General features: G+C 65.3%; 18 protein-coding genes. 6 read left to right on the top strand and 12 right to left on the bottom strand.

The features are described from left to right. Positions 1 to 4: 4 nt before the first annotated feature. From dut to xseB, 7 genes are all read right to left on the bottom strand, one after another. The gene (gene dut, locus ACE3RQ_RS12775) at positions 5 to 454 is read right to left on the bottom strand and encodes a dUTP diphosphatase (RefSeq protein WP_374522397.1); all 450 of its coding nucleotides are present in this window, start codon (positions 452 to 454) and stop codon (positions 5 to 7) included. Positions 455 to 611: 157 nt separating this feature from the next. Beyond that, positions 612 to 1694: a TRAP transporter substrate-binding protein gene (locus tag ACE3RQ_RS12770; protein ID WP_374522396.1), complete on the bottom strand. Its 1083-nt coding sequence runs from the start codon at positions 1692 to 1694 to the stop codon at positions 612 to 614. A gap of 208 nt (positions 1695 to 1902) precedes the next feature. Next, positions 1903 to 3708: a TRAP transporter large permease subunit gene (locus tag ACE3RQ_RS12765; RefSeq protein WP_374522395.1), complete on the bottom strand. Its 1806-nt coding sequence runs from the start codon at positions 3706 to 3708 to the stop codon at positions 1903 to 1905. Positions 3709 to 3726: 18 nt separating this feature from the next. Beyond that, entirely contained in the window at positions 3727 to 4332 is a 606-nt protein-coding gene (locus ACE3RQ_RS12760; RefSeq protein ID WP_374522394.1) for a TRAP transporter small permease subunit, read from the bottom strand. 183 nt (positions 4333 to 4515) lie between these two features. Next, complete coding sequence (gene dxs, locus ACE3RQ_RS12755) at positions 4516 to 6414, bottom strand: 1-deoxy-D-xylulose-5-phosphate synthase (RefSeq protein ID WP_374522393.1); 1899 nt, start codon at positions 6412 to 6414, stop codon at positions 4516 to 4518. A 30-nt stretch (positions 6415 to 6444) separates the two neighbouring features. After that, positions 6445 to 7347, bottom strand: coding sequence for a polyprenyl synthetase family protein (locus tag ACE3RQ_RS12750; protein ID WP_374522392.1), 903 nt, complete (start codon positions 7345 to 7347; stop codon positions 6445 to 6447). Continuing rightward, positions 7344 to 7604, bottom strand: a complete 261-nt coding sequence (gene xseB, locus ACE3RQ_RS12745; RefSeq protein WP_374522391.1) for an exodeoxyribonuclease VII small subunit — start codon at positions 7602 to 7604, stop codon at positions 7344 to 7346. Before xseB ends, ACE3RQ_RS12750 begins: the two co-directional genes overlap by 4 nt. A 293-nt stretch (positions 7605 to 7897) precedes the next feature. Between xseB and ACE3RQ_RS12740 the strand changes: the two genes are divergently transcribed. The 3 genes from ACE3RQ_RS12740 to ACE3RQ_RS12730 are packed head-to-tail and all read left to right on the top strand — an operon-like array spanning position 7898 to position 10876. After that, positions 7898 to 9046 carry an aromatic ring-hydroxylating dioxygenase subunit alpha gene (locus tag ACE3RQ_RS12740; RefSeq protein WP_374522390.1) on the top strand — a complete coding sequence of 383 codons (1149 nt, stop codon included), beginning with the start codon at positions 7898 to 7900 and terminating at the stop codon, positions 9044 to 9046. Positions 9047 to 9096: 50 nt separating this feature from the next. Continuing rightward, entirely contained in the window at positions 9097 to 9987 is an 891-nt protein-coding gene (locus ACE3RQ_RS12735; RefSeq protein WP_374522389.1) for a DMT family transporter, read from the top strand. A 37-nt stretch (positions 9988 to 10024) separates the two neighbouring features. Then, positions 10025 to 10876 (top strand): sulfurtransferase, encoded by an 852-nt coding sequence (locus ACE3RQ_RS12730; RefSeq protein WP_374522388.1) that lies wholly within the window; start codon positions 10025 to 10027, stop codon positions 10874 to 10876. A gap of 27 nt (positions 10877 to 10903) precedes the next feature. Here ACE3RQ_RS12730 and ACE3RQ_RS12725 read toward each other — a convergent pair whose 3' ends face one another. The 3 genes from ACE3RQ_RS12725 to polA form a co-directional block, all read right to left on the bottom strand. After that, positions 10904 to 11773 carry a ZIP family metal transporter gene (locus ACE3RQ_RS12725; RefSeq protein ID WP_374522387.1) on the bottom strand — a complete coding sequence of 290 codons (870 nt, stop codon included), beginning with the start codon at positions 11771 to 11773 and terminating at the stop codon, positions 10904 to 10906. 62 nt (positions 11774 to 11835) lie between these two features. Then, on the bottom strand, positions 11836 to 12735 hold the full coding sequence (locus ACE3RQ_RS12720; protein WP_374522386.1) for a dienelactone hydrolase family protein: 900 nt from the start codon (positions 12733 to 12735) through the stop codon (positions 11836 to 11838). An 86-nt stretch (positions 12736 to 12821) separates the two neighbouring features. Continuing rightward, on the bottom strand, positions 12822 to 15611 hold the full coding sequence (gene polA / locus ACE3RQ_RS12715) for a DNA polymerase I (protein ID WP_374522385.1): 2790 nt from the start codon (positions 15609 to 15611) through the stop codon (positions 12822 to 12824). A gap of 68 nt (positions 15612 to 15679) precedes the next feature. On the opposite strand from polA, the gene ACE3RQ_RS12710 reads away from it, so the two are divergent. From ACE3RQ_RS12710 to ACE3RQ_RS12700, 3 genes are read left to right on the top strand one after another with little or no spacing between them, the layout of a single operon-like run. Continuing rightward, a complete protein-coding gene (locus ACE3RQ_RS12710; RefSeq protein ID WP_374522384.1) occupies positions 15680 to 16003 on the top strand; it encodes a hypothetical protein in 324 nt (107 codons plus the stop codon). A 19-nt stretch (positions 16004 to 16022) separates the two neighbouring features. Next, a complete protein-coding gene (locus ACE3RQ_RS12705; protein WP_374522383.1) occupies positions 16023 to 17036 on the top strand; it encodes a homoserine kinase in 1014 nt (337 codons plus the stop codon). Further along, positions 17033 to 17818 carry a BPSS1780 family membrane protein gene (locus ACE3RQ_RS12700; RefSeq protein ID WP_374522382.1) on the top strand — a complete coding sequence of 262 codons (786 nt, stop codon included), beginning with the start codon at positions 17033 to 17035 and terminating at the stop codon, positions 17816 to 17818. The genes ACE3RQ_RS12705 and ACE3RQ_RS12700 overlap by 4 nt, the downstream gene beginning before the upstream one ends. Positions 17819 to 17826: 8 nt before the next feature. Here ACE3RQ_RS12700 and ACE3RQ_RS12695 read toward each other — a convergent pair whose 3' ends face one another. Both ACE3RQ_RS12695 and ACE3RQ_RS12690 read right to left on the bottom strand, forming a co-directional pair. Continuing rightward, positions 17827 to 18243 (bottom strand): N-acetyltransferase family protein, encoded by a 417-nt coding sequence (locus tag ACE3RQ_RS12695; RefSeq protein ID WP_374522381.1) that lies wholly within the window; start codon positions 18241 to 18243, stop codon positions 17827 to 17829. Positions 18244 to 18430: 187 nt separating this feature from the next. Continuing rightward, positions 18431 to 19705 carry an alpha/beta fold hydrolase gene (locus ACE3RQ_RS12690; protein ID WP_374522380.1) on the bottom strand — a complete coding sequence of 425 codons (1275 nt, stop codon included), beginning with the start codon at positions 19703 to 19705 and terminating at the stop codon, positions 18431 to 18433. Between the last annotated feature and the right edge of the window lie 132 nt (positions 19706 to 19837).

The raw sequence follows: 19837 nt of genomic DNA, 5'->3' as shown, positions 1-19837 counted from the left end.
GTTGTCAGTTGCGCCCGGTGGAGCCGTAGCCACCGGTGCCCCGCTCACTGGCCGAGGCAAACTCGTTCACCACGCGCAGATTGGCCTGCACCACCGGCACGATCACCAGCTGCGCAATGCGCTCCATGGGCTCGATGGTGAAGGCCACGTCGCTTCGGTTCCAGGCGCTCACCATGAGCTGGCCCTGGTAGTCGCTGTCGATCAGGCCCACCAGATTGCCCAGCACGATGCCGTGCTTGTGACCCAAGCCCGAGCGGGGCAGGATCATGGCCGCATAGCCGGGATCGGCCAGGTGGATGGCCAGGCCGGTGGGCACGAGTTGCCAGGCATTGGCCTCAAGCGTGAGGGGCGCATCCAGACAGGCGCGAAGGTCCAGGCCCGCGCTGCCGGGCGTGGCATAGGCCGGCATGAGGTCTTGCAGGCGCGGATCGAGAATTCGAACGTCGAGGTCCATGAGGATCAGAGGTAGCAGTGAGGGAAAGGGCCTGAATTGTCTCGCATGCAGTCCGCGGTCTTTTGACCAAAGGCGAGCCTGAGACGGGCACAAAAAAGCCCGCCGTGGCGGCGGGCTTGGAGCCGTTGGCGCCCGACCAGGCCGGGCGACCGTCGCATCAGATCTTGACGCCGTTCATGTACTGGTTGAACGGGAACTCCGAGAAGCGGTTCCACAGAATCTGGTCGCGCTGGAAAGCGCGCATGCTCTGGTGAATCTTCTTGAAGGTGGGCGACTTGGCTTCGTGCTCGGCAAACACCTCCATGCAGGCCTTGAAGCCGGCATCGATCACGGCCTTCGGGAAGGCCTTGAGCTGGGTCTTGGCGGCCACCAGCTTCTTCAGGGCGATCGGGTTGTAGGTGTCGTACTTGGCGGTCATGTCGGTGGCGGCCACGGCCATGGCAGCATCCAGAATGGCCTTGTTTTCGTTCGACAGAGCGTTGTACTTCTTCAGGTTGACGAAGAATTCGAGGTCAGCGCCGCCTTCCCACCAGCCGGGGTAGTAGTAGAACGGAGCCACCTTGTTGAAGCCGAGCTTGGCGTCGTCGTGCGGGCCGACGAATTCGGCGGCGTCCAGCGTGCCCTTTTCCAGCGCTTGGTACACGTCACCAGCGGGCAGGTTCTGTGCCACCACGCCCAGCTTGGCCATGCCTTCGCCGAACACACCGCCGCCCATGCGCATCTTCAGGCCCTTGAGGTCCTGAACGGTCTTGATCTCTTTGCGGTACCAGCCACCCATCTGGGTGCCGGTGTTGCCAGCGCTGGCGGTTCGGAAGTTGTACTGGGCGAAGAAATCGTCCAGCAGCTTGCCGCCGTCGCCGTACTGCTTCCAGGCCACGTTCTGGCGGGCCGTCAGGCCGAAGGGCACAGCGCAGCTGAAGGCAAACGCCGGGTCCTTGCCGGTGAAGTAGTAAGCGGCCGATTGGGCCATTTCGATGTTGTCGCCTTGCAGCGCGTCCACCACGCCAAAGGCGGGCATCAGTTCACCGGCAGGGTGCACGGAGATCTCGAACTTGCCACCGGAGAGCTCCTTGACCGTCTTGGACAGCATTTCGGCGCTGCCGAAGATGGTGTCAAGCGAGCGGGGGAAGCTAGAGGCCAGGCGCCAGCGAACGGTCTGCTGGGCGTGAACGGCGGGGGCCACACCAGCGGCCAACACACCGGCCAAACCGGCACTCTTCACGATAGAACGACGATCCATTGAGATTGCTCCAGGATTTGCTAGTGGGAAAAAAAATGGCGTTGCCTCGTGGGTCACGCCAAGACTGTGAAGTCGGTCTTCATTCTATTGACTATCGGCGCAGCTCATGCTCTCGAGCGCAAAGGGTTTTCCCTTGAGCATTTGGTGCGCGTCATGAAACTGAAAGGTCAGCTAGGCCGGCGCCCAAAGACGCCGACCTGGCGAAGCGTCACTTCTGTTTCAACGCATCCTGCATGGCCTTCATGGGGTCGTCTTCTTGCGACGACTCCTTCGCGGCGGGCTCCGTGTCAACAGATGGCTCGGAAGGTGCAGACTCTTCCGCATCGCCCGCCTCGTCACTGCCATAGCCCCCCTGCTCAGCATCAGGAGACAGTTGCTCTTGCATCTGCTCACCCACGGCCTTGAGGTCGTAGTTCTCGACCTTGTCGAGGTTGCCAGTGACCAGACCCGGGAAGGCAATCAGCACACCCACCATCACCAGCTGGATCAGCACAAAGGGAATGGCGCCCTTGTAGATCTGCATGGTGGTGACCGGGTCCATCACCTTCTGGGTAACGCGGTCCACATAGGGTTTGTCCGGCGCCACCGAGCGAAGGAAGAACAAGGCGAAACCGAAGGGCGGGTGCATGAACGACGTCTGCATGTTGACCGCCAACAGCACGCCGAACCAGATCAGGTCGATGCCCAGCTTCTCTGCCACCGGGGCCAGCAGCGGCACCACGATGAAGGACAGCTCAAAGTAGTCCAGGAAGAAGGCCAGGAAGAAGATCATGACGTTCACCACGATCAGGAAACCCACCGGCCCGCCAGGCAAGCCCGACAGCAGATGCTCCACCCACTTCGGGCCATCGGCCGCCTGGAAAACCAGGCCGAAGATCGTGGCGCCGATCAGGATGAACATCACGAAGCTGCCCAGCTTGGTGGTGCTGGCCAGCGCCTGCTGCAGCAACTTCATGTCCAGTCGCTTGCGCACCCAGGCCATGACCATGGCACCCACGGCACCCATGGCGCCGCCTTCGGTGGGGGTGGCCACGCCCAGGAAGATGGTGCCCAGCACCAGGAAAATCAGCAGCAGCGGCGGGATCAGCACGAAGGTCACGCGCTCTGCCAGACGCGAGAGCAGACCCAGCTTGGCGTATTTGTTGGCCAGCGCGATCACCAGCGCCACGAAGGTACCGCCGCACATGGCCACCACGATCTTCTCGTCGGTGGGCACCGAGGTCACTTCCTCGCCCAGCCACCAGGTGTGAACCTCGGGCATGTAGCGGGCCAGCACGATGGACACCAGGAAAGAAAGACCCATCAGAACGGATAGCGACACGTAGCCAGAATCGCCATTGGGCTCGCGGTACACACGGGCTTCGGGCGGCAAGGCCGGCACGCTGTGCGGCTTGAAGATGGCGAGAAAGACCACGTACAGCACATACAGGCCCACCAGCATGAAGGCAGGAATGAACGCTCCCTTGTACATGTCGCCCACGCTGCGGCCGAGCTGGTCGGCCATGATGATGAGCACCAGCGAGGGCGGAATGATCTGGGCCAGGGTGCCGGACGCTGCGATCACGCCACTGGAGAACTTTCGGTCATAGCCGTAGCGCAGCATGATGGGCAGCGAGATCAGGCCCATCGAGATCACCGAAGCGGCGACCACGCCGGTGGTGGCCGCCAGCAGCGCGCCGACGAAGATCACCGCCAGCGCGAGACCGCCACGCATGGGGCCGAACACCTGGCCCACGGTGTCAAGCAGGTCTTCCGCCATGCCGCTTCGTTCAAGAATCAGCCCCATCAGGGTGAAGAAAGGCACGGCCAGCAAGGTGTCGTTGGCCATGATGCCGATGAGGCGCTGCGGCAGCCACGCCATGACCGACGAGGGAAACACCCCCAGCTCGATGCCGATGACACCGAAGGCGAGGCCGCAGGCCCCAAGGCTGAATGCCACCGGGAAGCCCAGCAGCAGAAACATGATCAGCCCCGCGAACATGATCGGGGCGTAGTTGGTCGTGATGAATTCCATGGTGACGTCCCTGTGCGATCAGTGAGAGGTGGCTTCCGTCTTGGAGGCTTCGCGCTGGCGCAGGATCTCGGCCAGTTCCTCCTCAGCGGATTTCTCTCCAGCCTTCAGGGTCGGGTCAGGCCCCTGCCCACGCAGGAAGGCGACGCGCTTGATCAACTCGGACCACCCTTGCAGCATGAGCAAGGTAAAGCCCACGGGAATGGCCAGCCACACGGGCCAGCGGATGAGACCACCTGGGTTGCCCGACATCTCGCCCGACTGGTATTTCTGAATCAGCATGGGGATGCAGAAGTCCAGCACCAACAGACACACAGGCGTAAGGAAGAAGGCGAAGCCGATGATGTCGATCCACATCTGCGTTTTCTTCGACAGCCGGCTGTTGATGACGTCGATGCGCACGTGCTCGCGGTTGAGCAGCGTGAAGGCCGCGGCGATCAGGAAGGACCAGGCAAAGAGATACCACTGAATCTCCAGCATGGCGTTCGAACTGGTGTTGAACGTGTAGCGAACAACGGCGTTGAGAGCGCTGATCAGGGTGGAACCCATGATCAGCCAGATCGCGTATTTGCCCACCTGGGCATTGAGCCAGTCGATGGCCCGCGAGAACTTAAGCAATGCACCCATTGTGATTCCCATGTCTTGTGAACACCGACGCAGGCCCACTATCCGATGACAGATAAAGAAACACGCAGCCTGTCGCTGGTCTGACGGGCTGCGTGCGGATGTTGGTCGGTGCGGGGATTGTAGGTGAGGGGCGTTTTCTCAACCCTGACGCCGCCAACTGGTGTAAACCCTCAGGAACCCGTCTCAGGCAGCTCGTGCCTGCGCCCCGTTTTCTTCATCCAGCAATGGGCCAAAGGCCTGGCGAATCGAACGCTCGATACCACCCGCGTCCAGCCCCACCTGAGACAGCAGCTTGGCCGGGTCACCGTGCTCGATGAATTCATCGGGCAGACCCAGCTGCAGCACCGGCACGGCACGCCCTTGAAGTTGCAGCGCCTCCAGCACCGCACTGCCGGCGCCGCCCATGACGCAGCCTTCTTCCACCGTGACGATGGCGTCATGGGTCTGGGCCAGTTCGTGCAAGAGGTCCGTGTCCAGTGGCTTGGCCCAGCGCATATTGGCCACGGTGGCGTTCAGCCGCTCAGCGGCGGCCAAGGCAGGGTAGAGCATGGTGCCGAAGGCCAGGATGGCGATTCGCCGGCCCGAGCGGCGCACCTCGCCCTTGCCATAGGGCAGCGCGTCCAGGTGCGTGGGCACTGCAGCGCCCACGCCTGCGCCACGCGGGTAGCGCACGGCCACCGGGTGGTTCTGCTCGTAGGCGGTGGTGAGCAACTGGCGGCACTCGGCCTCGTCGGCCGGGCAGGCCACCGCCATGTTGGGAATGCAGCGCAGAAAGGCGATGTCATACGCACCTGCGTGAGTGGCACCGTCGGCCCCCACGATACCGGCGCGGTCCAGCGCGAACACCACGGGCAGGTTTTGTAGCGCCACGTCGTGCACCAGCTGGTCGTAGCCGCGTTGCAGAAAGGTGGAGTAGATCGCCACCACGGGCTTCATGCCCTCGCAGGCCAAGCCAGCGGCGAAGGTGACGGCGTGCTGCTCGGCGATGCCCACGTCGAAGTAGCGCTTGGGGAAACGCTTTTCAAACTCCACCATGCCCGAGCCTTCGCGCATGGCCGGCGTGATGCCCACCAGGCGCTCGTCGGCGGCGGCCATGTCGCACAGCCACTTGCCGAACACCTGGGTGAAGGTGGTCTTGGGCGGCGTGGCGGGCTTGGTGAGGCCCACGGCGGGGTCAAAAGCGCCAGGACCGTGGTAGGCCACCGGGTCGGCCTCGGCCAGCTTGTAGCCTTGCCCCTTCTTGGTGACCACGTGCAGAAACTGTGGGCCTTCGTCGCGGTCCAGCAGGTTCTTGATGTTCTCCAGCGTGGGGATCAGCGAGTCCAGGTCGTGGCCGTCGATGGGGCCGATGTAGTTGAAGCCAAATTTTTCAAACAGCGTGGCGGGCACCACCATGCCTTTGGCGTGCTCTTCCAGGCGCTTGGCCAGCTCGAACAGCGGTGGCGCGCCCTTGAGCACCTGCTTGCCCACGTTCTTGGCCGCCGCGTAGAACTGCCCGCTCATGAGCTGGGCCAGGTAGCGGTTGAGCGCGCCCACGGGCGGCGAGATCGACATGTCGTTGTCGTTGAGCACCACCAGCAGGCGGCCATCGGCCACGCCAGCGTTGTTCAGGGCCTCGAAGGCCATGCCGGCGGTCATGGCGCCGTCGCCGATGATGGCCACCGCCTTGCGATCGGAGCCTTGCGCCTTGGCCGCCAGGGCCATGCCCAGGGCGGCGGAGATGCTGGTGGACGAGTGGGCGGTGCCGAAGGTGTCGTATTCACTCTCGTCGCGGCGCGGAAAGCCGCTGATGCCACCCAATTGCCGAAGGGTGTGCATGCGGTCGCGCCGTCCGGTGAGGATCTTGTGAGGATAGGTCTGGTGACCCACGTCCCACACCAGGCGGTCTTCGGGCGTGTTGAACACGTAGTGCAGCGCGATGGTCAGCTCGACCGTGCCGAGGTTCGAGCTGAGGTGCCCTCCGGTCTTGGACACGCTGTCCAGCACGAAGCCACGCAGCTCCTGCGCCAAAGCGGGCAACTGCTGCCGGGAGAGGCGGCGGAGGTCGGCCGGCAGATCGATGGAGGCAAGCAAGGAACTCATGGTCGGTTTCGCTTCAGAGGATCGAGGCGGTCAGGAGGCGCGGCGGCCCACCCAATCGGCCAGGGCATGCAAGGTGGCGCTCTGCGAAATGCCGCTGCGGTCCAGGGCCTCGTGGGCCTTGGCCAGCACCGCATCGGCATAGGCCTGCGCGGCGTCCAGGCCCATCAGAGACACGAAGGTGGGCTTGTCGGCCGCGGCGTCCTTGCCCGCGGTCTTGCCCAAGGTGGCCGAGTCGGCCGTGACATCCAGAATGTCGTCCACCACCTGGAAGGCCAGCCCGATGCTGGCCCCGTAGTCGGCCAGCGCCGCCAAGGTGGTGGCCGCGGGCGCGCCGGTGGCGGCGCCCATCATCACGCTGGCCTGAAGAAGGGCGCCGGTCTTGCGCCGGTGCATGCCTTCCAGGGCCGGTTGATCAAGGGCAAGCCCCACGCTGGCAAGGTCGACGGCTTGGCCACCCGCCATGCCATCGGCCCCGGCCGCCAGGGCCAGGCGCCGACACAGATCGGCGCTAAGGGCGGGCGCGATGCTGCCATCGCCGGGCACCAGCAGTTCAAAGGCCAGGGCTTGCAGTGCGTCGCCGGCCAGCAGGGCCTGGGCCTCGCCAAATGCAACATGCACCGTGGGCTTGCCGCGGCGCAGCACGTCGTTGTCCATGCAGGGCATGTCGTCGTGCACAAGGGAATAGGCGTGGATCAGCTCCACCGCGCAGGCCGCGCGCATGGCGGCCTCGCGGTGGCCGGTCACCGCTTCGCAACTGGCCAGCACGAGCAAGGGCCGCAGGCGTTTTCCACCGTCGAGCACGGCGTAGCGCATGGCTTCGCCCAGGCGGGCGGGGGCATCCAGCGGCACGAAGCGCTCCAGCGCGGCCTCAATGGCGGCCTGCTGCGCGCTGCGCCAGGCGGGAAAGTTCAGGTTGGGGTCAAGGCGGCTCACGCGGCGTCCCAGGGTTTGAGTTCGTTGGCCTCCAGCACCTTGATCTGGTTCTCCACCGCCTGTAACTTGTCGCGACAGAAAGCCAGCAGCGCGGCGCCGCGCTGGTAGTGCGTCATCAACTCGTCCAGCGGCAATTGGCCGGCGTCAAGCTGGGCCACCAGGCGCTCCAGTTCGTCAAGCGCGGCTTCGTAGCTGGGCGCCACCGGGTCCTGGGGGGCGGCCGGGGTAGAGCGGGAACGGGAGGGTGCGGTACTCATGGGGGATAGGGTTTCGCGGGGCTTCAGCATAGCGCCGACCATGCGGCAAAGGGGCGCCGCCAGCCTGATGTGCCGTTGGCCAAAGCCGCAGACGAAACCGAAGATTCTAGCGATCAAGGGCAAAAGCCCCCCTGAAAACAGGGGCGAGGGTACAATCCCGCCTCTTTTTCATGACTGACGGGCCTTTGCACGCCCGGAGGGACGCACCACTTCACCCATCCCGCGCGAATTCGTCTGACGAGCACAGCGCTTACCCTGCCCCTTCATAGGGGGAGTCTTTAGGTCAGGACAACATGTCTGATTTGAGTCTTCAACTGCAGCAGGCCGCAAGCCAACTTCCGGTTTCCAGCTATTTCGATGAAGCGCTGTTCCAGCGCGAACTGGAGACCATCTTTCAGCGCGGGCCCCGGTATGTGGGGCACTCTCTGTCGGTTCCCAACGTCGGCGACTACTACGCCCTCCCCCAGGAGCAGGGCGGCCGCGCCCTGGTGCGCACCCCGTCTGGCATTGAGCTCGTCTCCAACGTCTGCCGCCACCGGCAAGCGGTCATGCTCAAAGGCCGCGGCAACCTGGCGGCCACGCAAGCTGGCCACGCCGGCGGCAACATCGTGTGCCCGCTGCACCGCTGGACCTACAGCGGCAGCAACGGCGGCAAGGCTGGCGAGTTGCTGGGCGCCCCCCACTTCTCGCACGACCCTTGCCTGAACCTCAACAACTACGGCCTGCGTGAGTGGAACGGCCTGCTGTTCGAGGACAACGGCCGCGACATCGACGCCGACCTGGCCCACATGGGCCCGCGCAATGCCCTCAACTTCGAGGGCATGGTGCTCGACCACGTGGAACTGCACGAGTGCAACTACAACTGGAAGACCTTCATTGAGGTCTACCTGGAGGACTACCACGTCGCGCCCTTCCACCCCGGCCTGGGCAACTTCGTCACCTGCGAAGACCTGCGCTGGGAGTTCAAGCCCGAGTACTCGGTGCAGACGGTGGGTGCACAGAACCTGCTGGGCAAGGCCGGCAGCCCGGTCTACCAGCGCTGGCACCAGCAACTCATGCAGTACCGCCAGGGCCAGGCACCCGAGCACGGCGCCATCTGGCTGACCTACTACCCGCACATCATGGTCGAGTGGTACCCGCACGTGCTCACCGTCTCCACCCTGCACCCCATCAGCGTGGACAAGACGCTGAACATGGTGGAGTTCTACTACCCCGAGGAAATCGTCGCCTTCGAGCGCGAATTCGTCGAAGCCCAGCAGGCCGCCTACATGGAAACCTGCATCGAGGACGACGAGATCGCCGAGCGCATGGACGCAGGCCGCAAGGCCCTGCTGGCGCGCGGCGACAACGAGGTCGGCCCTTACCAAAGCCCCATGGAAGACGGCATGCAGCACTTCCACGAGTGGTATCGCCGCCAGTTGGGCGATGCCCTCAAGGGCTGAGATCGGGCTTGCCCCTCTCTCGCACCTTCCTCACACACAGGGCCTGATCCATGCAGGCCCTGTGGATGGTGCTCGCCTCGCTGTTCTTCGCGAGCATGGGCGTGTGCATCAAGTTCGCCTCGGCCCACTTCAACAGCTTTGAGATCGTGTGCTACCGCGGCATGGTGGGCATGGTGTTCATCTACGCCATGACCCGCGTGCAGGGCGTGTCCCTTCGCACCCGGCTGCCCATGATGCACGTGTGGCGCAGCATTGTGGGCACGATCTCGCTGACCGCCTGGTTCTACGCCATCGCCCTGCTCCCACTGGCCACGGCCATGACGCTCAATTACATGAGCAGCGTCTGGATCGCCACCTTTTTGCTGGGTGGTTCGCTGCTGATGCAAAGCCGAGGCGGCGAGCTGCGCCGCCAGGGGCCGCTCTTCTTGACGGTGTTGGCCGGCTTTGGTGGCGTGGCCATGATGCTGCGCCCCTCGTTCACCGGCGATCAGGCGCTGGGGGCCCTGGTGGGCCTGATGTCGGGCCTGTTCGCTGCCCTCGCCTACCTGCAGGTGGCGGCCCTGGCCAAGGCGGGCGAGCCCGAGAGCCGCACCGTCTTCTACTTCTCTTTTGGCGCGGTGCTGGCTGGCGCCCTGGGCATGGTGTTCGTGGGCGCAAGCGAATGGACATGGCCCAGCGCCCTGTGGCTTCTGCCCATTGGCGTGCTGGCGGCACTGGGCCAACTGTGCATGACTCGCGCTTACTCCAGCGGCGCCACCATGCTGGTGGCCAACCTGCAGTACTCGGGCATCGTGTTCGCCGGCTTGTTCAGCCTGCTCATCTTCGGTGACCAGTTGCCGCTGATCGGGTGGCTGGGCATGAGCCTGATCGTGGCCAGCGGCATCGCCGCCACGGTGCTGCGCGCCCGGGCCGTTCCACAGGCGCCCGGCGAAGAGCGCTGACGCCCCGAGACCAGAACACCTGCCGCACAATCGCGGCATGCACACCACCCTGATCGAAGCCACCGAGCTGCAGCGCCTGATGGCCAGCGGCCCCACCCCGCTGGTGCTGGACGCCAGCTTTGAACTTGGCAACCCTCAAGCGGGAAAGGCGCAGTACGCCCAGGAACACATTCCCGGCTCGCTGCACGCCGACCTGGACCAAGACCTCAGCGACCACGACCAGTCGCCCAGTGCCGGGCGTCACCCCCTGCCCTCGCGCGAGGCCTTTGCCGCCCGACTGGTGGCCTGGGGCCTGAACCCACAACAGCAGGTGGTGGTGCTGGACCGCCAAGGCGCCAATTACTGCGGTCGGCTGTGGTGGATGCTGAAGTGGTGTGGTCACGAGGCCGTGGCGGTACTCAACGGTGGCCTGCCAGCCTGGAAAGCCGCGGGTGGCCCCGTCACGGCCGACCCAACGCCAACGCCCTCACCCGGCCGCTTCGTGCTGGGGAATTCGCTGGTGCGGGCACTGGGCACAACCGAGCTGCAGCAGGCACTGGGCAGCCCAGGACAAACTGTGATTGACGCCCGGGCCACCCCCAGGTTTCGAGGCGAAGTGGAGCCACTTGACCCGGTGGCCGGCCACATTCCGGGCGCCCTGAACCGGCCCTTCGCCGACAACATCGGACCCGATGGCCGCTTTAAACCCGCCGAGCAACTGAAGCAAGAATTCCTGCAACTGCTGGGCGGCCGCGATCCCGCGGGCGTGGTGCACCAGTGCGGCAGCGGCGTGAGCGCCCTGCCCAACCTGCTGGCCATGGAGGTCGCGGGATTGGGCCGCTCGGCGCTCTACCCCGGTAGCTGGAGCGCCTGGTGCAACACCCCCGGCACCCCGCGAGCCCGAGGCTGATCCTGGGCGAACCAGGCCGGCGCCGCCTCAGTGCGAGTGCGCCAGGCCGCTGACCAGGGTCACCAGCGCAATGCCCGCCAGCAGCCACACCACCTGCGCCAGCGTCGCGCGCAGGCCCAGGCGCTTTTGCAACTGGGGAATCAGGTCAGCCAAGGCCACGTAGACAAAGCTGCTGGACGCCGCCACCAGGAAGTAGGGCAAGAAATCTTCCAGCTGGTTGAGCAGCACATAGCCCACGATGCCGCCGAGAGCCGTCACCGTGCCAGCGAGCGACACCTTCACGATGGCCATGCGCGAGGTGCGAGAGGTCTGCTGCAGCACCACCAGGTCGCCCATGTGGTGGGGCACTTCGTGGGCCAGCACGGCCAGGGCCGCCACCACGCCCAGTCGCATGTCGGCCATGAAGGCCGAGGCGATCAGGATGCCGTCACCAAATGCATGCACGCTGTCACCGGCCAGCACCGCCCAGCCGCCCGATCGCGGGCTGTGGTCGTGGTGGTGATAGTGGTGTGCGTGGTCGTGGTGGTGATGGTGGTGTGCGTGGCCGTGGGCATGCGGGTGGGCATGTGGGTGGTCGTGCCCGTGGTGGTGCTCGGGCGCATCCGCCGACGTGAGCTGGTGGTGTTCATGCCCGTGGTGCCACAGCTCGGCCTTGTCGAGCAGGAAAAAGAAGACCAGCCCCCCCAGCAGCAGCGCGAACAACTCGTGCGCGCTGGCCGCGCTCTCGAACGCTTCCGGCAGCAAGTGCATGAAGGCGGTGGCCAACAGGGCACCGGCCGCCAGGCTGAGCATGTGCTGGGTGAAACGCGCCAGCATGGCAAAGCCCAGCAGGGCCGCCAGCCACACGCTGCCCACACCGGCAGCAATCGTTCCAATCAGGATAGCAATCAGGGTCATCGTTTTTCGGTCGCAAAAAAAGGCCGCACTGGGCGGCCTGGGCTCGTGGCGCGGAGCGGCCGTCAGGCCACACCGTGCTCCCGGAACCAGTTCAAGGCCCGCGTCCAGCCGTCCTCGGCCGGCCCCTTTCGGAAGCTGGGCCGGTAGTCGGCGTGGAAGGCATGAGGGGCTTCCGGATAGACCACGAAGGTCGAGGATTTGGCGGCGGCATTGCCTTTGGCCAAAGCTGCTTTCATCTTAGCAACCGTGTCAAGCGGAATGCCGGTGTCGGCCTCGCCGTACAGGCCCAGCACCGGCGCGTGCAGTTGGGCGGCCACATCCACCGGGTGCTTGGGCGTGAGTGGCGAGGGTTCGCCCACCAGCCGGCCGTACCAGGCCACCCCCGCCTTCACGGCCGGGTTGTGCGCGGCATAGAGCCAGGTCTGGCGCCCGCCCCAGCAAAAGCCGGTGACCGCCACCCGCTTGGCGTCGCCACCATTGGCGGCGGCCCACTTCACGCAGGCGTCGAGGTCGGCCATGACCTGCGCGTCCGGCACCTTGCTGATGACCTCGGCGATGAGCTTGGCCATCTCGCCATAGCCCTGTGCATCGCCTTGGCGGGCAAACAGCTCGGGCGCGAGGGCGAGGTAGCCAGCCCGGGCAAAGCGGCGGGCGGTGTCGGCGATGTACTCGTGCACCCCGAAGATCTCAGACAGCACCAGCACCACCGGCAGACCGGTCTTGCCGGCTGGCGCGGCGCGGTAGACGGGCACACCAAACCCATTCACGTCGAGCGTGATCTCACCCACGGTGAGCCCGTCAGACGGGGTCTTGATCGCGGTCTGCGCCATCAGCGGCAATGCCGACGCGGCGTAGCCCACGCCCAGGGCGGCCTTCAGCGCCGTGCGGCGCGAGGTGCCGGTGGTGGTGCCGGTGGTGGGCAGCAAGGCGTGGAGGTCTTGAACGTGGTCTTCCTTGAGCATGGCTTGTCTCCTTTTTTGGGTTGGTCGGGAATGGCAACAGACCGCTCAAGGGCGGCGAAGTTCACCGCCCCGGCACGAAACAGGCCTCAGTGAGCCTGTTCCCAGTTCGGCCCCATGCCCACCTCGGCCAGCAGCGGCACCTTCAGCGCCGCCACGCCAGCCATCAGGCGGGGGATCTCGGTGCGCAGCCAGTCCACCTCGTCTTCGGGCACCTCGAACACCAGTTCATCGTGCACCTGCAAGACCATCTTGGTGCGCCGGGCCTGTTCGTCCAGTGCCTTTTGAACGGCCACCATGCTCATCTTGATGAGGTCGGCGGCGGTGCCCTGCATGGGCGCGTTGATGGCCGCGCGCTCGGCGGCCGCGCGGCGCGGGCCGTTGGGGCTTTTGATCTCGGGAAGGTAGAGCCGGCGACCGAACACGGTTTCCACGTAGCCCTTTTCCTTGGCGCTTTCGCGGGTGTCGTCCATGTAGCGCTTGACGCCCTCGAAGCGCTCGAAGTAACGCGTGATGTAGTTCTTGGCCGCCGTGTTGTCGATGCCCAGGGCCTTGGCCAGGCCGTAGCTGCTCATGCCGTAGATGAGGCCGAAGTTGATGACCTTGGCGTAGCGGCGCTGCTCGGTGCTCACCTGCTCGGGCGCCAGGCCGAACACCTCGGCGGCGGTGGCGCGGTGCACGTCCAGCCCCTCGTGAAAGGCGCGCAGCAGGGCGGCGTCACCGCTGATGTGGGCCATGATGCGCAGCTCGATCTGCGAGTAATCGGCGCTGGCGATGACGCTGCCCGGCGGGGCCACGAAGGCCTCGCGCACGCGACGGCCCTCGGCCGTGCGGATGGGGATGTTCTGCAGGTTGGGGTCGTTGCTGGACAAGCGCCCGGTCACCGCCACGGCCTGCGCGTAGTGGGTGTGCACGCGCCCGGTGCGTGGCAGGGCCAGTTGGGCGAGTTTGTCGGTGTAGGTGCCCTTGAGCTTGGACAGGCTGCGGTGCTCCAGGATCTTGGCCGGCAGGGGATAGTCTTCGGCCAGCTTCTCCAGCACTTCTTCGTCGGTGCTGCGCGCCCCGGTGGCCGTCTTCTTGATGACGGGCAATCCCAGCTTGTCAAAGAAGATTTCGCCCAATTGTTTGGGGCTTGAGAGGTTGAAGGGCTGGCCGGCGATGGCGTAGGCCTCTTGCTCCAGGGCGATGATGCGCTGGCCCAGTTCGTGGCTCTGCGCCGCCAGCGTGGGGCCGTCGATCAGCACGCCGTTGCGCTCTATGCGGTACAGCGCTTCGCTGCTGGCGATCTCCAGTTCGTAGATGAAGCGCAGCTTGTCGTCGGCCTGCAGGCGCGGCCACAGCACGCGGTGCACGTCCAGGGTCTGGTCGCTGTCTTCGCACGAGTACTCGGCGGCCTTGGCCACGTCCACCTGGGCAAAGGGAATCTGGTGCGCACCCTTGCCGCACAGGTCTTCGTACGAGATGCCCTTGCGCCCGGTGTGGCGGTCGGCCAGGCTTTCCAGGCTGTGGGGCTTGTGCACCTCCAGCACGTAGCTCTGCAGCATGGTGTCGTGCACATAGCCGCGCACCTCGATGCCGTGGTTGGCAAACACGTGGCGGTCGTATTTGATGTGCTGGCCCAGCTTGTGGCGGGCCGGGTCTTCCAGCCAGGGTTTCAAGCGCGCCAGCACGTCATCGAAAGGCAATTGCTCGGGCGCGTCGGGGCCGCTGTGGCGCAGCGGGATGTAGGCCGCCTCGCCGGGCACCACACTAAAGGAGATGCCCACGATCTCGGCGCGCATTTCGTCCAGTGAGGTGGTCTCGGTGTCCAGTGCCACCAGCTCGGCCGCCTGCAGCCGGGCAAACCAGTCGTCGAAGGCGGCCCAGGTGAGGATGGTGTCGTACTTCAGTGGCGGGCGGTCGGCCTGAACGGACGGTGCGGGATCGTCAAAAAGGCCGCCGGTCTCGCCCAAGGCGGGCCCGGCGGGCGCCACCTTGGTCGCCGTCTTGGCGGCCAGGCCTTTGAAGCCGTATTGCTCGTAGAAGGCCTTGAGCGCGGTGTCGTCGGGATCGCCCGCGCGCAGCGCCGCCAGCGAGGGCAGGCCGGGCACCCAGCCGTTGAGGTCGCAGTCGGTCTTGATGGTGAGCAACTGGCGACCGGTGGGCAGCCAGTCCAGCGACTTGCGCAGGTTTTCGCCGGCCACGCCCTTGATCTCGCCAGCCCGCGCCACCAGGGCATCGAGCGAGCCGTATTCGTTGAGCCACTTGGCCGCCGTCTTGGGGCCCACCTTTTCCACGCCCGGCACGTTGTCGATGGCGTCACCCACCAGGGTCTGGAAGTCGATCATCAGGCTGGCCGGCACGCCAAACTCGGCCAGCACGCCCGCCAGGTCGCGCTTCTTGCCATTCATGGTGTCGATGATGCTGATGCGCTCGTTCACCAACTGCGCCAAGTCTTTGTCGCCGCTGGAGATGACCACCGTCATGCCCTGCTCGGCCCCGGCGCGCGCCAGGGTACCAATCACGTCATCGGCCTCCACGCCGGGCACGTCCAGCACCGGAAAACCCAGCAGCCGCACCACCTCGTGAATGGGCGGGATCTGCGCGCGCAGGTCGTCGGGCATGGGGCTGCGGTGGGCCTTGTACTCGGGGTACAGCTCGTCACGGAAGGTGGGGCCCGAGGCGTCGAACACGCAGGCCACATAGGCCGCGGGCACTTCCTTGCGCAGGCTTTGCATCATGTTCACGATGCCCCGAATCGCCCCGGTGGCCGGGCTGTTGGGGTCGCCCGGCACGGCCCGCAGATCGGGCATGGCGTGGAAAGCGCGGTAGAGGTAGCTGGAGCCGTCGATCAGCAGCAGCGTGGAGGCAGGGTCTCGGGGGTCAAGGGCGTCAGGCATGGGGGCAATTGTCGGGGAAGACGGCCCCAATGCACCGCGCCAAGGGCCTTGCCTGCCTACAATGCAGTATGCGCCGCCTGCCCTGCTCCTTCCTTGTCTCTGCCCTGCTCATGGCCGCCCCGGCCATGGCGCAGACCCCCTCGTCGCCAGCGGCTGCCGCCCCGGCGCAGCGTCCCGACAGCCGCATCGAGCACATCACCAACGAGGATGCCCTCACCCGCATCGACGAATTGCGCGTAGGCGGGCAGACGCAGAGCATCGACGTGCAGCCCAAGAACGGCGCACCGGCCTACGAAATCAAGCCGCAACCCAATGCCCCGATGCCCGGCGAGACGGGTGGGAAACCCACCGGCAATGCCGGTCGAAGCAGCTGGCGCATCCTGAATTTCTGATCTCCCCCCGACCGTTTCCATGGCCGTCTACACCGAAGTCTCGTCCGGCGAAGCCGCCGCCTTGCTGCAATCGCTCCACCTGGGCCAGCTCACCGAGCTTCAAGGCATTCAAGGCGGCATCGAGAACACCAACTACTTCGTCACCAGCGAGCGCGATGGCGAGGTGGTGCAGTCGGTGCTCACTGTGTTTGAGCGCCTGGGCTTCGAGCAGCTCCCGTATTACCTGTACCTCATGAAGCACCTGGCGGCCAAGGGCATTCCGGTGCCCGATCCCGCCAGCGATGAAAAGGGCAACATCCTGCACAGCGTGCAGGGCAAGCCGGCGGCGGTGGTGAACCGCCTGGTCGGTCGCAGCGAATTGGCGCCCACGGTGGCCCATTGCGAGGCGCTGGGCGAACTGCTGGCGCGCATGCACCTGGCCGGGCGCGACTTTGACCGGCAACAACCCAACCTGCGCGGCCTGAGCTGGTGGAACGACACCGTGCCCGTGGTGTTGCCTTACCTTTCGCCAGCGCAGAGCGAGCTGATCCGCGCCGAACTGGCTTTTCAAAACCACGTGGCCGCCGGGGCCAGCTACCGCGCCCTGCCCACCGGCCCGGTGCATGCCGACCTGTTCCGCGACAACGCCCTGTTCGACGGCCACCGCCTGAGCGGGGTGTTTGATTTCTACTTCGCCGGTCACGACACCTGGCTGTTCGACCTGGCCGTGTGCCTGAACGACTGGTGCATCGACCACAGCGCCGACGAGACGGTGGGCGGGCGCCACGACGCCGAGCGGGTGCGTGCCTTGCTGGGCGCCTACCAGCGGGTGCGTCCCCTGAGCGCGGCCGAGCGCGAACTGCTACCGGCCATGATGCGCGCCGGCGCCCTGCGCTTCTGGCTGTCTCGCCTGTGGGACTTCTACCTGCCGCGCGAAGCGGCCTTGCTCAAGCCCCACGACCCGGGCCATTTTGAGCGCGTGTTGCGGCACTGCCTGCTGATCGACGCTGACACGGCCGCGGGCTGGCTGGCGGGTGTGGCGGTGGCGGCATGAAGCTCAACCTCGTTTCCGCCCGAACGGGCCTGACCTGGGTGAAGCTGGGCGCCAAGACCTTCTGGCGCCAGCCCCTGGCCCTGGCGGGGCTGTTTTTCATGTTCATGGCCGTGGTGTCGCTGCTGCAGCTCTTGCCCGTGGTGGGCATGGCCCTGGCGGCGGCCCTGGTGCCAGCGGCCACGCTGGGTCTGATGGCGGCCACGCGCGAGGCCGAGGCCGGGCGGTTTCCCATGCCCATTGTGCTGGCCACGGCTTTTCGGGGCAGCCCCGAGCAGCGCAAATCGATGGCCGTGCTGGGTGCCATGTACGCCGCGGCCTTGTTCGCGGTGATCTCGCTTTCCCTGTTGATGGCCGGCCCTGCCCCGGCGGCAACACAGGGCGCCGCCAGCGACGCCGCCACCGACCTGATGCGCGAGACCTTGAACCAGCCGGGCCTGTGGATGGCCATGCTGCTCTACACGCCGGTGCTGATGGCCTTCTGGCATGCACCGGCGCTGGTGTACTGGCGTGGCGTGCGCCCGGTGAAAAGCCTGTTCTTCAGCTTGCTGGCCTGCTGGGCCAATAAGTGGGCCATGCTGGTGTACACACTGGGCTGGGCGGCCGTGTTCCTGGTGGTGGGCCTGGCCCTGGGCGTGCTGGCCGCGTTGATCGGCAGCCCCCAGGTGCTGAGCGTGCTGGCCTATCCCCTGGTGCTCATCATGGCGGCCATGTTCCACACCTCGGTGTGGTTCACGGTGCGCGACAGCTTCCAGGACGAAGCCGGATCAGCCGACGTCGGCTAATTGCCTCGTCAGAGCTTGGCTTCGCCCGATGGGCCCATGCCCACCGCATCCAGAAACGCGGCCACGGATTCCACCACTTTCCTGACCTCAATGGCGTATGGCCCCAGCGAGGCCTTGGCGCTGGCCTGGCCTTGGCCCACCGGCAACACCAGGGCCACGGATTGCAGCAGCGTCCGCACAGGCGAGTTGTCGGGCCGGTAGTCCACGCGCATTGTCTCCATCCCGGCCTGAACCGCCTTTGTACAAGCGTGGTCCAGCAGGGCCAGCGTGAGCCCCTTGCCTCGCCACTTGGGCACCACGCTCACGCCAAAATCAGCAGTCTTGGGCAATCCAAGACTGGGCCCCCAGGATCCCACCGCGATCAGCGATTCGCTAGCCTGCGGATCGACGATGCCCAAGTGTTGAACCTTGTTGCGGTTGAGCATGCTCGTCACCGTGGATTGCACCCATTCCCTCAAGCGATCAGGCGCTTCGGGCATCCCCGAGAAAAAGCGAAGGCTCAGTTCCTCCCGAGACAGCTGCAAGTAGTGCTCAACCACTCGCGAGGCATCGACCGGGGTAAGGGTCACGACCGCCCATGCGCGCGAAGAGGGGTTGTCCATCTCGGGCCCCTCACAGCTTAGCTGGCACCTTGCCTGCGCCAGGGTTTCTCAGGAAGCCGCGAATCAGGCCATCGGCCTGCCTAGCCATGGCGTCTTTTGAGGTCGCCGCGTTCAGCCCGACCCGATGGGCTGCACTGCCAAATGGCGCCTCCACCCGGGCAGATCCGCCGAAAAGACGGAACACCAACTCCAGACTGTCCACCCTGTCGGCCGACAAGACATCATCCATGGGCGCCACCAAAGCCAGCATCGATTTGCCTTCCAGCGCCACCGCTGGAGCATCGATGTAGGTGATACCGGCGAGATCGACCGTGAAGTCCAGCAGGGAGCGCAGCTGCCACAACAGAATGTTGTGGTCCACCGCTGCGGTCAGGGCAGCGCGTTGCTTCAGATAGCCATCAAAGGCCTTGGAAGCGGCACTGCACAGTTTTCCATTACGCTTGAGTTCTTCTTGCAGGTGGCTCACGTAATCGGCGCCCAGGCGCTTGATGGGCAACTCGTCATCGCTGCCCGCCATCATGGCGCTGATGGTCTCGTTGAATTCATCGATGGCTTGCGGGTCCCAGCCCAGCAGGCCGCTCTGCGGGTAGATGGCACGGAACCAGAAGTCGGTCAACACATCCCCCAGCGCCGCCTTGGGTGGCGAGGCGGGGTCATAGTCGCCGTTGTTCCAATCGGGATCGGATTCCAGTTGCTTTACCCAACCCGACACAAGGGCCGTGGCCTTGTCGCCCAGCGACAAGGAACCAGGCACCACCAGCAGAAGTTGATCAAAACCGTCTGGGTCGCTCAGCGCCATCTGGATGGCCTGGATGGAGCCCATGGAGGCTCCGGCCACCAGGTTCGCGTGGTCAACGCCCAGCGCCGACAAGGCCCGGTTGTAGAGCTGGACGTAATCGGCAATCTTGTACCCGGGGAAGGAGCTGGCGTAGCGCTTACCCGTGGCGGGATTGATAAGGCCAGGATGGAAGTTGGGGTTCAGGATGGGCTCGAAGCTGATCACCCGGTACTCGTTGGTATCGATGGCGGCGCCGGGGCCGATGAGGGCGTCCCAATACCCAGGCCTTGTTTCGATGACCTGCCCCTTTGCGTCCAAGGACTGCTGCCCTGCCGCATGGGCGCTGCCCAGGAAGAAGGGAAAGATCACGGCTGTCTTGTCGGCCTGATCACTGGTCCGGTACTCCTCGTAATAGACCGGCACCTGCTGAATATGCGCCTGTCCCGAGGGCGTATCTAGGCCGCGCACATTGATGCACCGGCGAACGACGTTGTCTCTGATAGTCATGTGGATTCCTGTTACGTGCCCGACCAAACCGATCGGTCTGGGCATGCTAGAAATCCACCCCCAACACCAACATCGTGCCAACGTCGCATGCCAGGTGCCTAAGGCCCTGGGCAGAGCGACGCCAACACAAAG

The sequence above is a fragment of the Hydrogenophaga sp. genome (assembly GCF_041913525.1).
Lineage (GTDB): Bacteria > Pseudomonadota > Gammaproteobacteria > Burkholderiales > Burkholderiaceae_C > Hydrogenophaga.
The sequence above is the reverse complement of the archived record's forward strand: the minus strand, read 5'-3'. Positions and strand labels throughout refer to the sequence as shown.

What these genes read in the sequence shown, in the direction of transcription:
- dut (WP_374522397.1), bottom strand. Translation starts at nt 454, where the DNA reads ATGGACCTCGACGTTCGAATTCTCGATCCGCGCCTGCAAGACCTCATG.
- ACE3RQ_RS12770 (WP_374522396.1), bottom strand. Translation starts at nt 1,694, where the DNA reads ATGGATCGTCGTTCTATCGTGAAGAGTGCCGGTTTGGCCGGTGTGTTG.
- ACE3RQ_RS12765 (WP_374522395.1), bottom strand. Translation starts at nt 3,708, where the DNA reads ATGGAATTCATCACGACCAACTACGCCCCGATCATGTTCGCGGGGCTG.
- ACE3RQ_RS12760 (WP_374522394.1), bottom strand. Translation starts at nt 4,332, where the DNA reads ATGGGTGCATTGCTTAAGTTCTCGCGGGCCATCGACTGGCTCAATGCC.
- dxs (WP_374522393.1), bottom strand. Translation starts at nt 6,414, where the DNA reads ATGAGTTCCTTGCTTGCCTCCATCGATCTGCCGGCCGACCTCCGCCGC.
- xseB (WP_374522391.1), bottom strand. Translation starts at nt 7,604, where the DNA reads ATGAGTACCGCACCCTCCCGTTCCCGCTCTACCCCGGCCGCCCCCCAG.
- ACE3RQ_RS12740 (WP_374522390.1), top strand. Translation starts at nt 7,898, where the DNA reads ATGTCTGATTTGAGTCTTCAACTGCAGCAGGCCGCAAGCCAACTTCCG.
- ACE3RQ_RS12735 (WP_374522389.1), top strand. Translation starts at nt 9,097, where the DNA reads ATGCAGGCCCTGTGGATGGTGCTCGCCTCGCTGTTCTTCGCGAGCATG.
- ACE3RQ_RS12730 (WP_374522388.1), top strand. Translation starts at nt 10,025, where the DNA reads ATGCACACCACCCTGATCGAAGCCACCGAGCTGCAGCGCCTGATGGCC.
- ACE3RQ_RS12725 (WP_374522387.1), bottom strand. Translation starts at nt 11,773, where the DNA reads ATGACCCTGATTGCTATCCTGATTGGAACGATTGCTGCCGGTGTGGGC.
- ACE3RQ_RS12720 (WP_374522386.1), bottom strand. Translation starts at nt 12,735, where the DNA reads ATGCTCAAGGAAGACCACGTTCAAGACCTCCACGCCTTGCTGCCCACC.
- polA (WP_374522385.1), bottom strand. Translation starts at nt 15,611, where the DNA reads ATGCCTGACGCCCTTGACCCCCGAGACCCTGCCTCCACGCTGCTGCTG.
- ACE3RQ_RS12710 (WP_374522384.1), top strand. Translation starts at nt 15,680, where the DNA reads ATGCGCCGCCTGCCCTGCTCCTTCCTTGTCTCTGCCCTGCTCATGGCC.
- ACE3RQ_RS12705 (WP_374522383.1), top strand. Translation starts at nt 16,023, where the DNA reads ATGGCCGTCTACACCGAAGTCTCGTCCGGCGAAGCCGCCGCCTTGCTG.
- ACE3RQ_RS12700 (WP_374522382.1), top strand. Translation starts at nt 17,033, where the DNA reads ATGAAGCTCAACCTCGTTTCCGCCCGAACGGGCCTGACCTGGGTGAAG.
- ACE3RQ_RS12695 (WP_374522381.1), bottom strand. Translation starts at nt 18,243, where the DNA reads ATGCTCAACCGCAACAAGGTTCAACACTTGGGCATCGTCGATCCGCAG.
- ACE3RQ_RS12690 (WP_374522380.1), bottom strand. Translation starts at nt 19,705, where the DNA reads ATGACTATCAGAGACAACGTCGTTCGCCGGTGCATCAATGTGCGCGGC.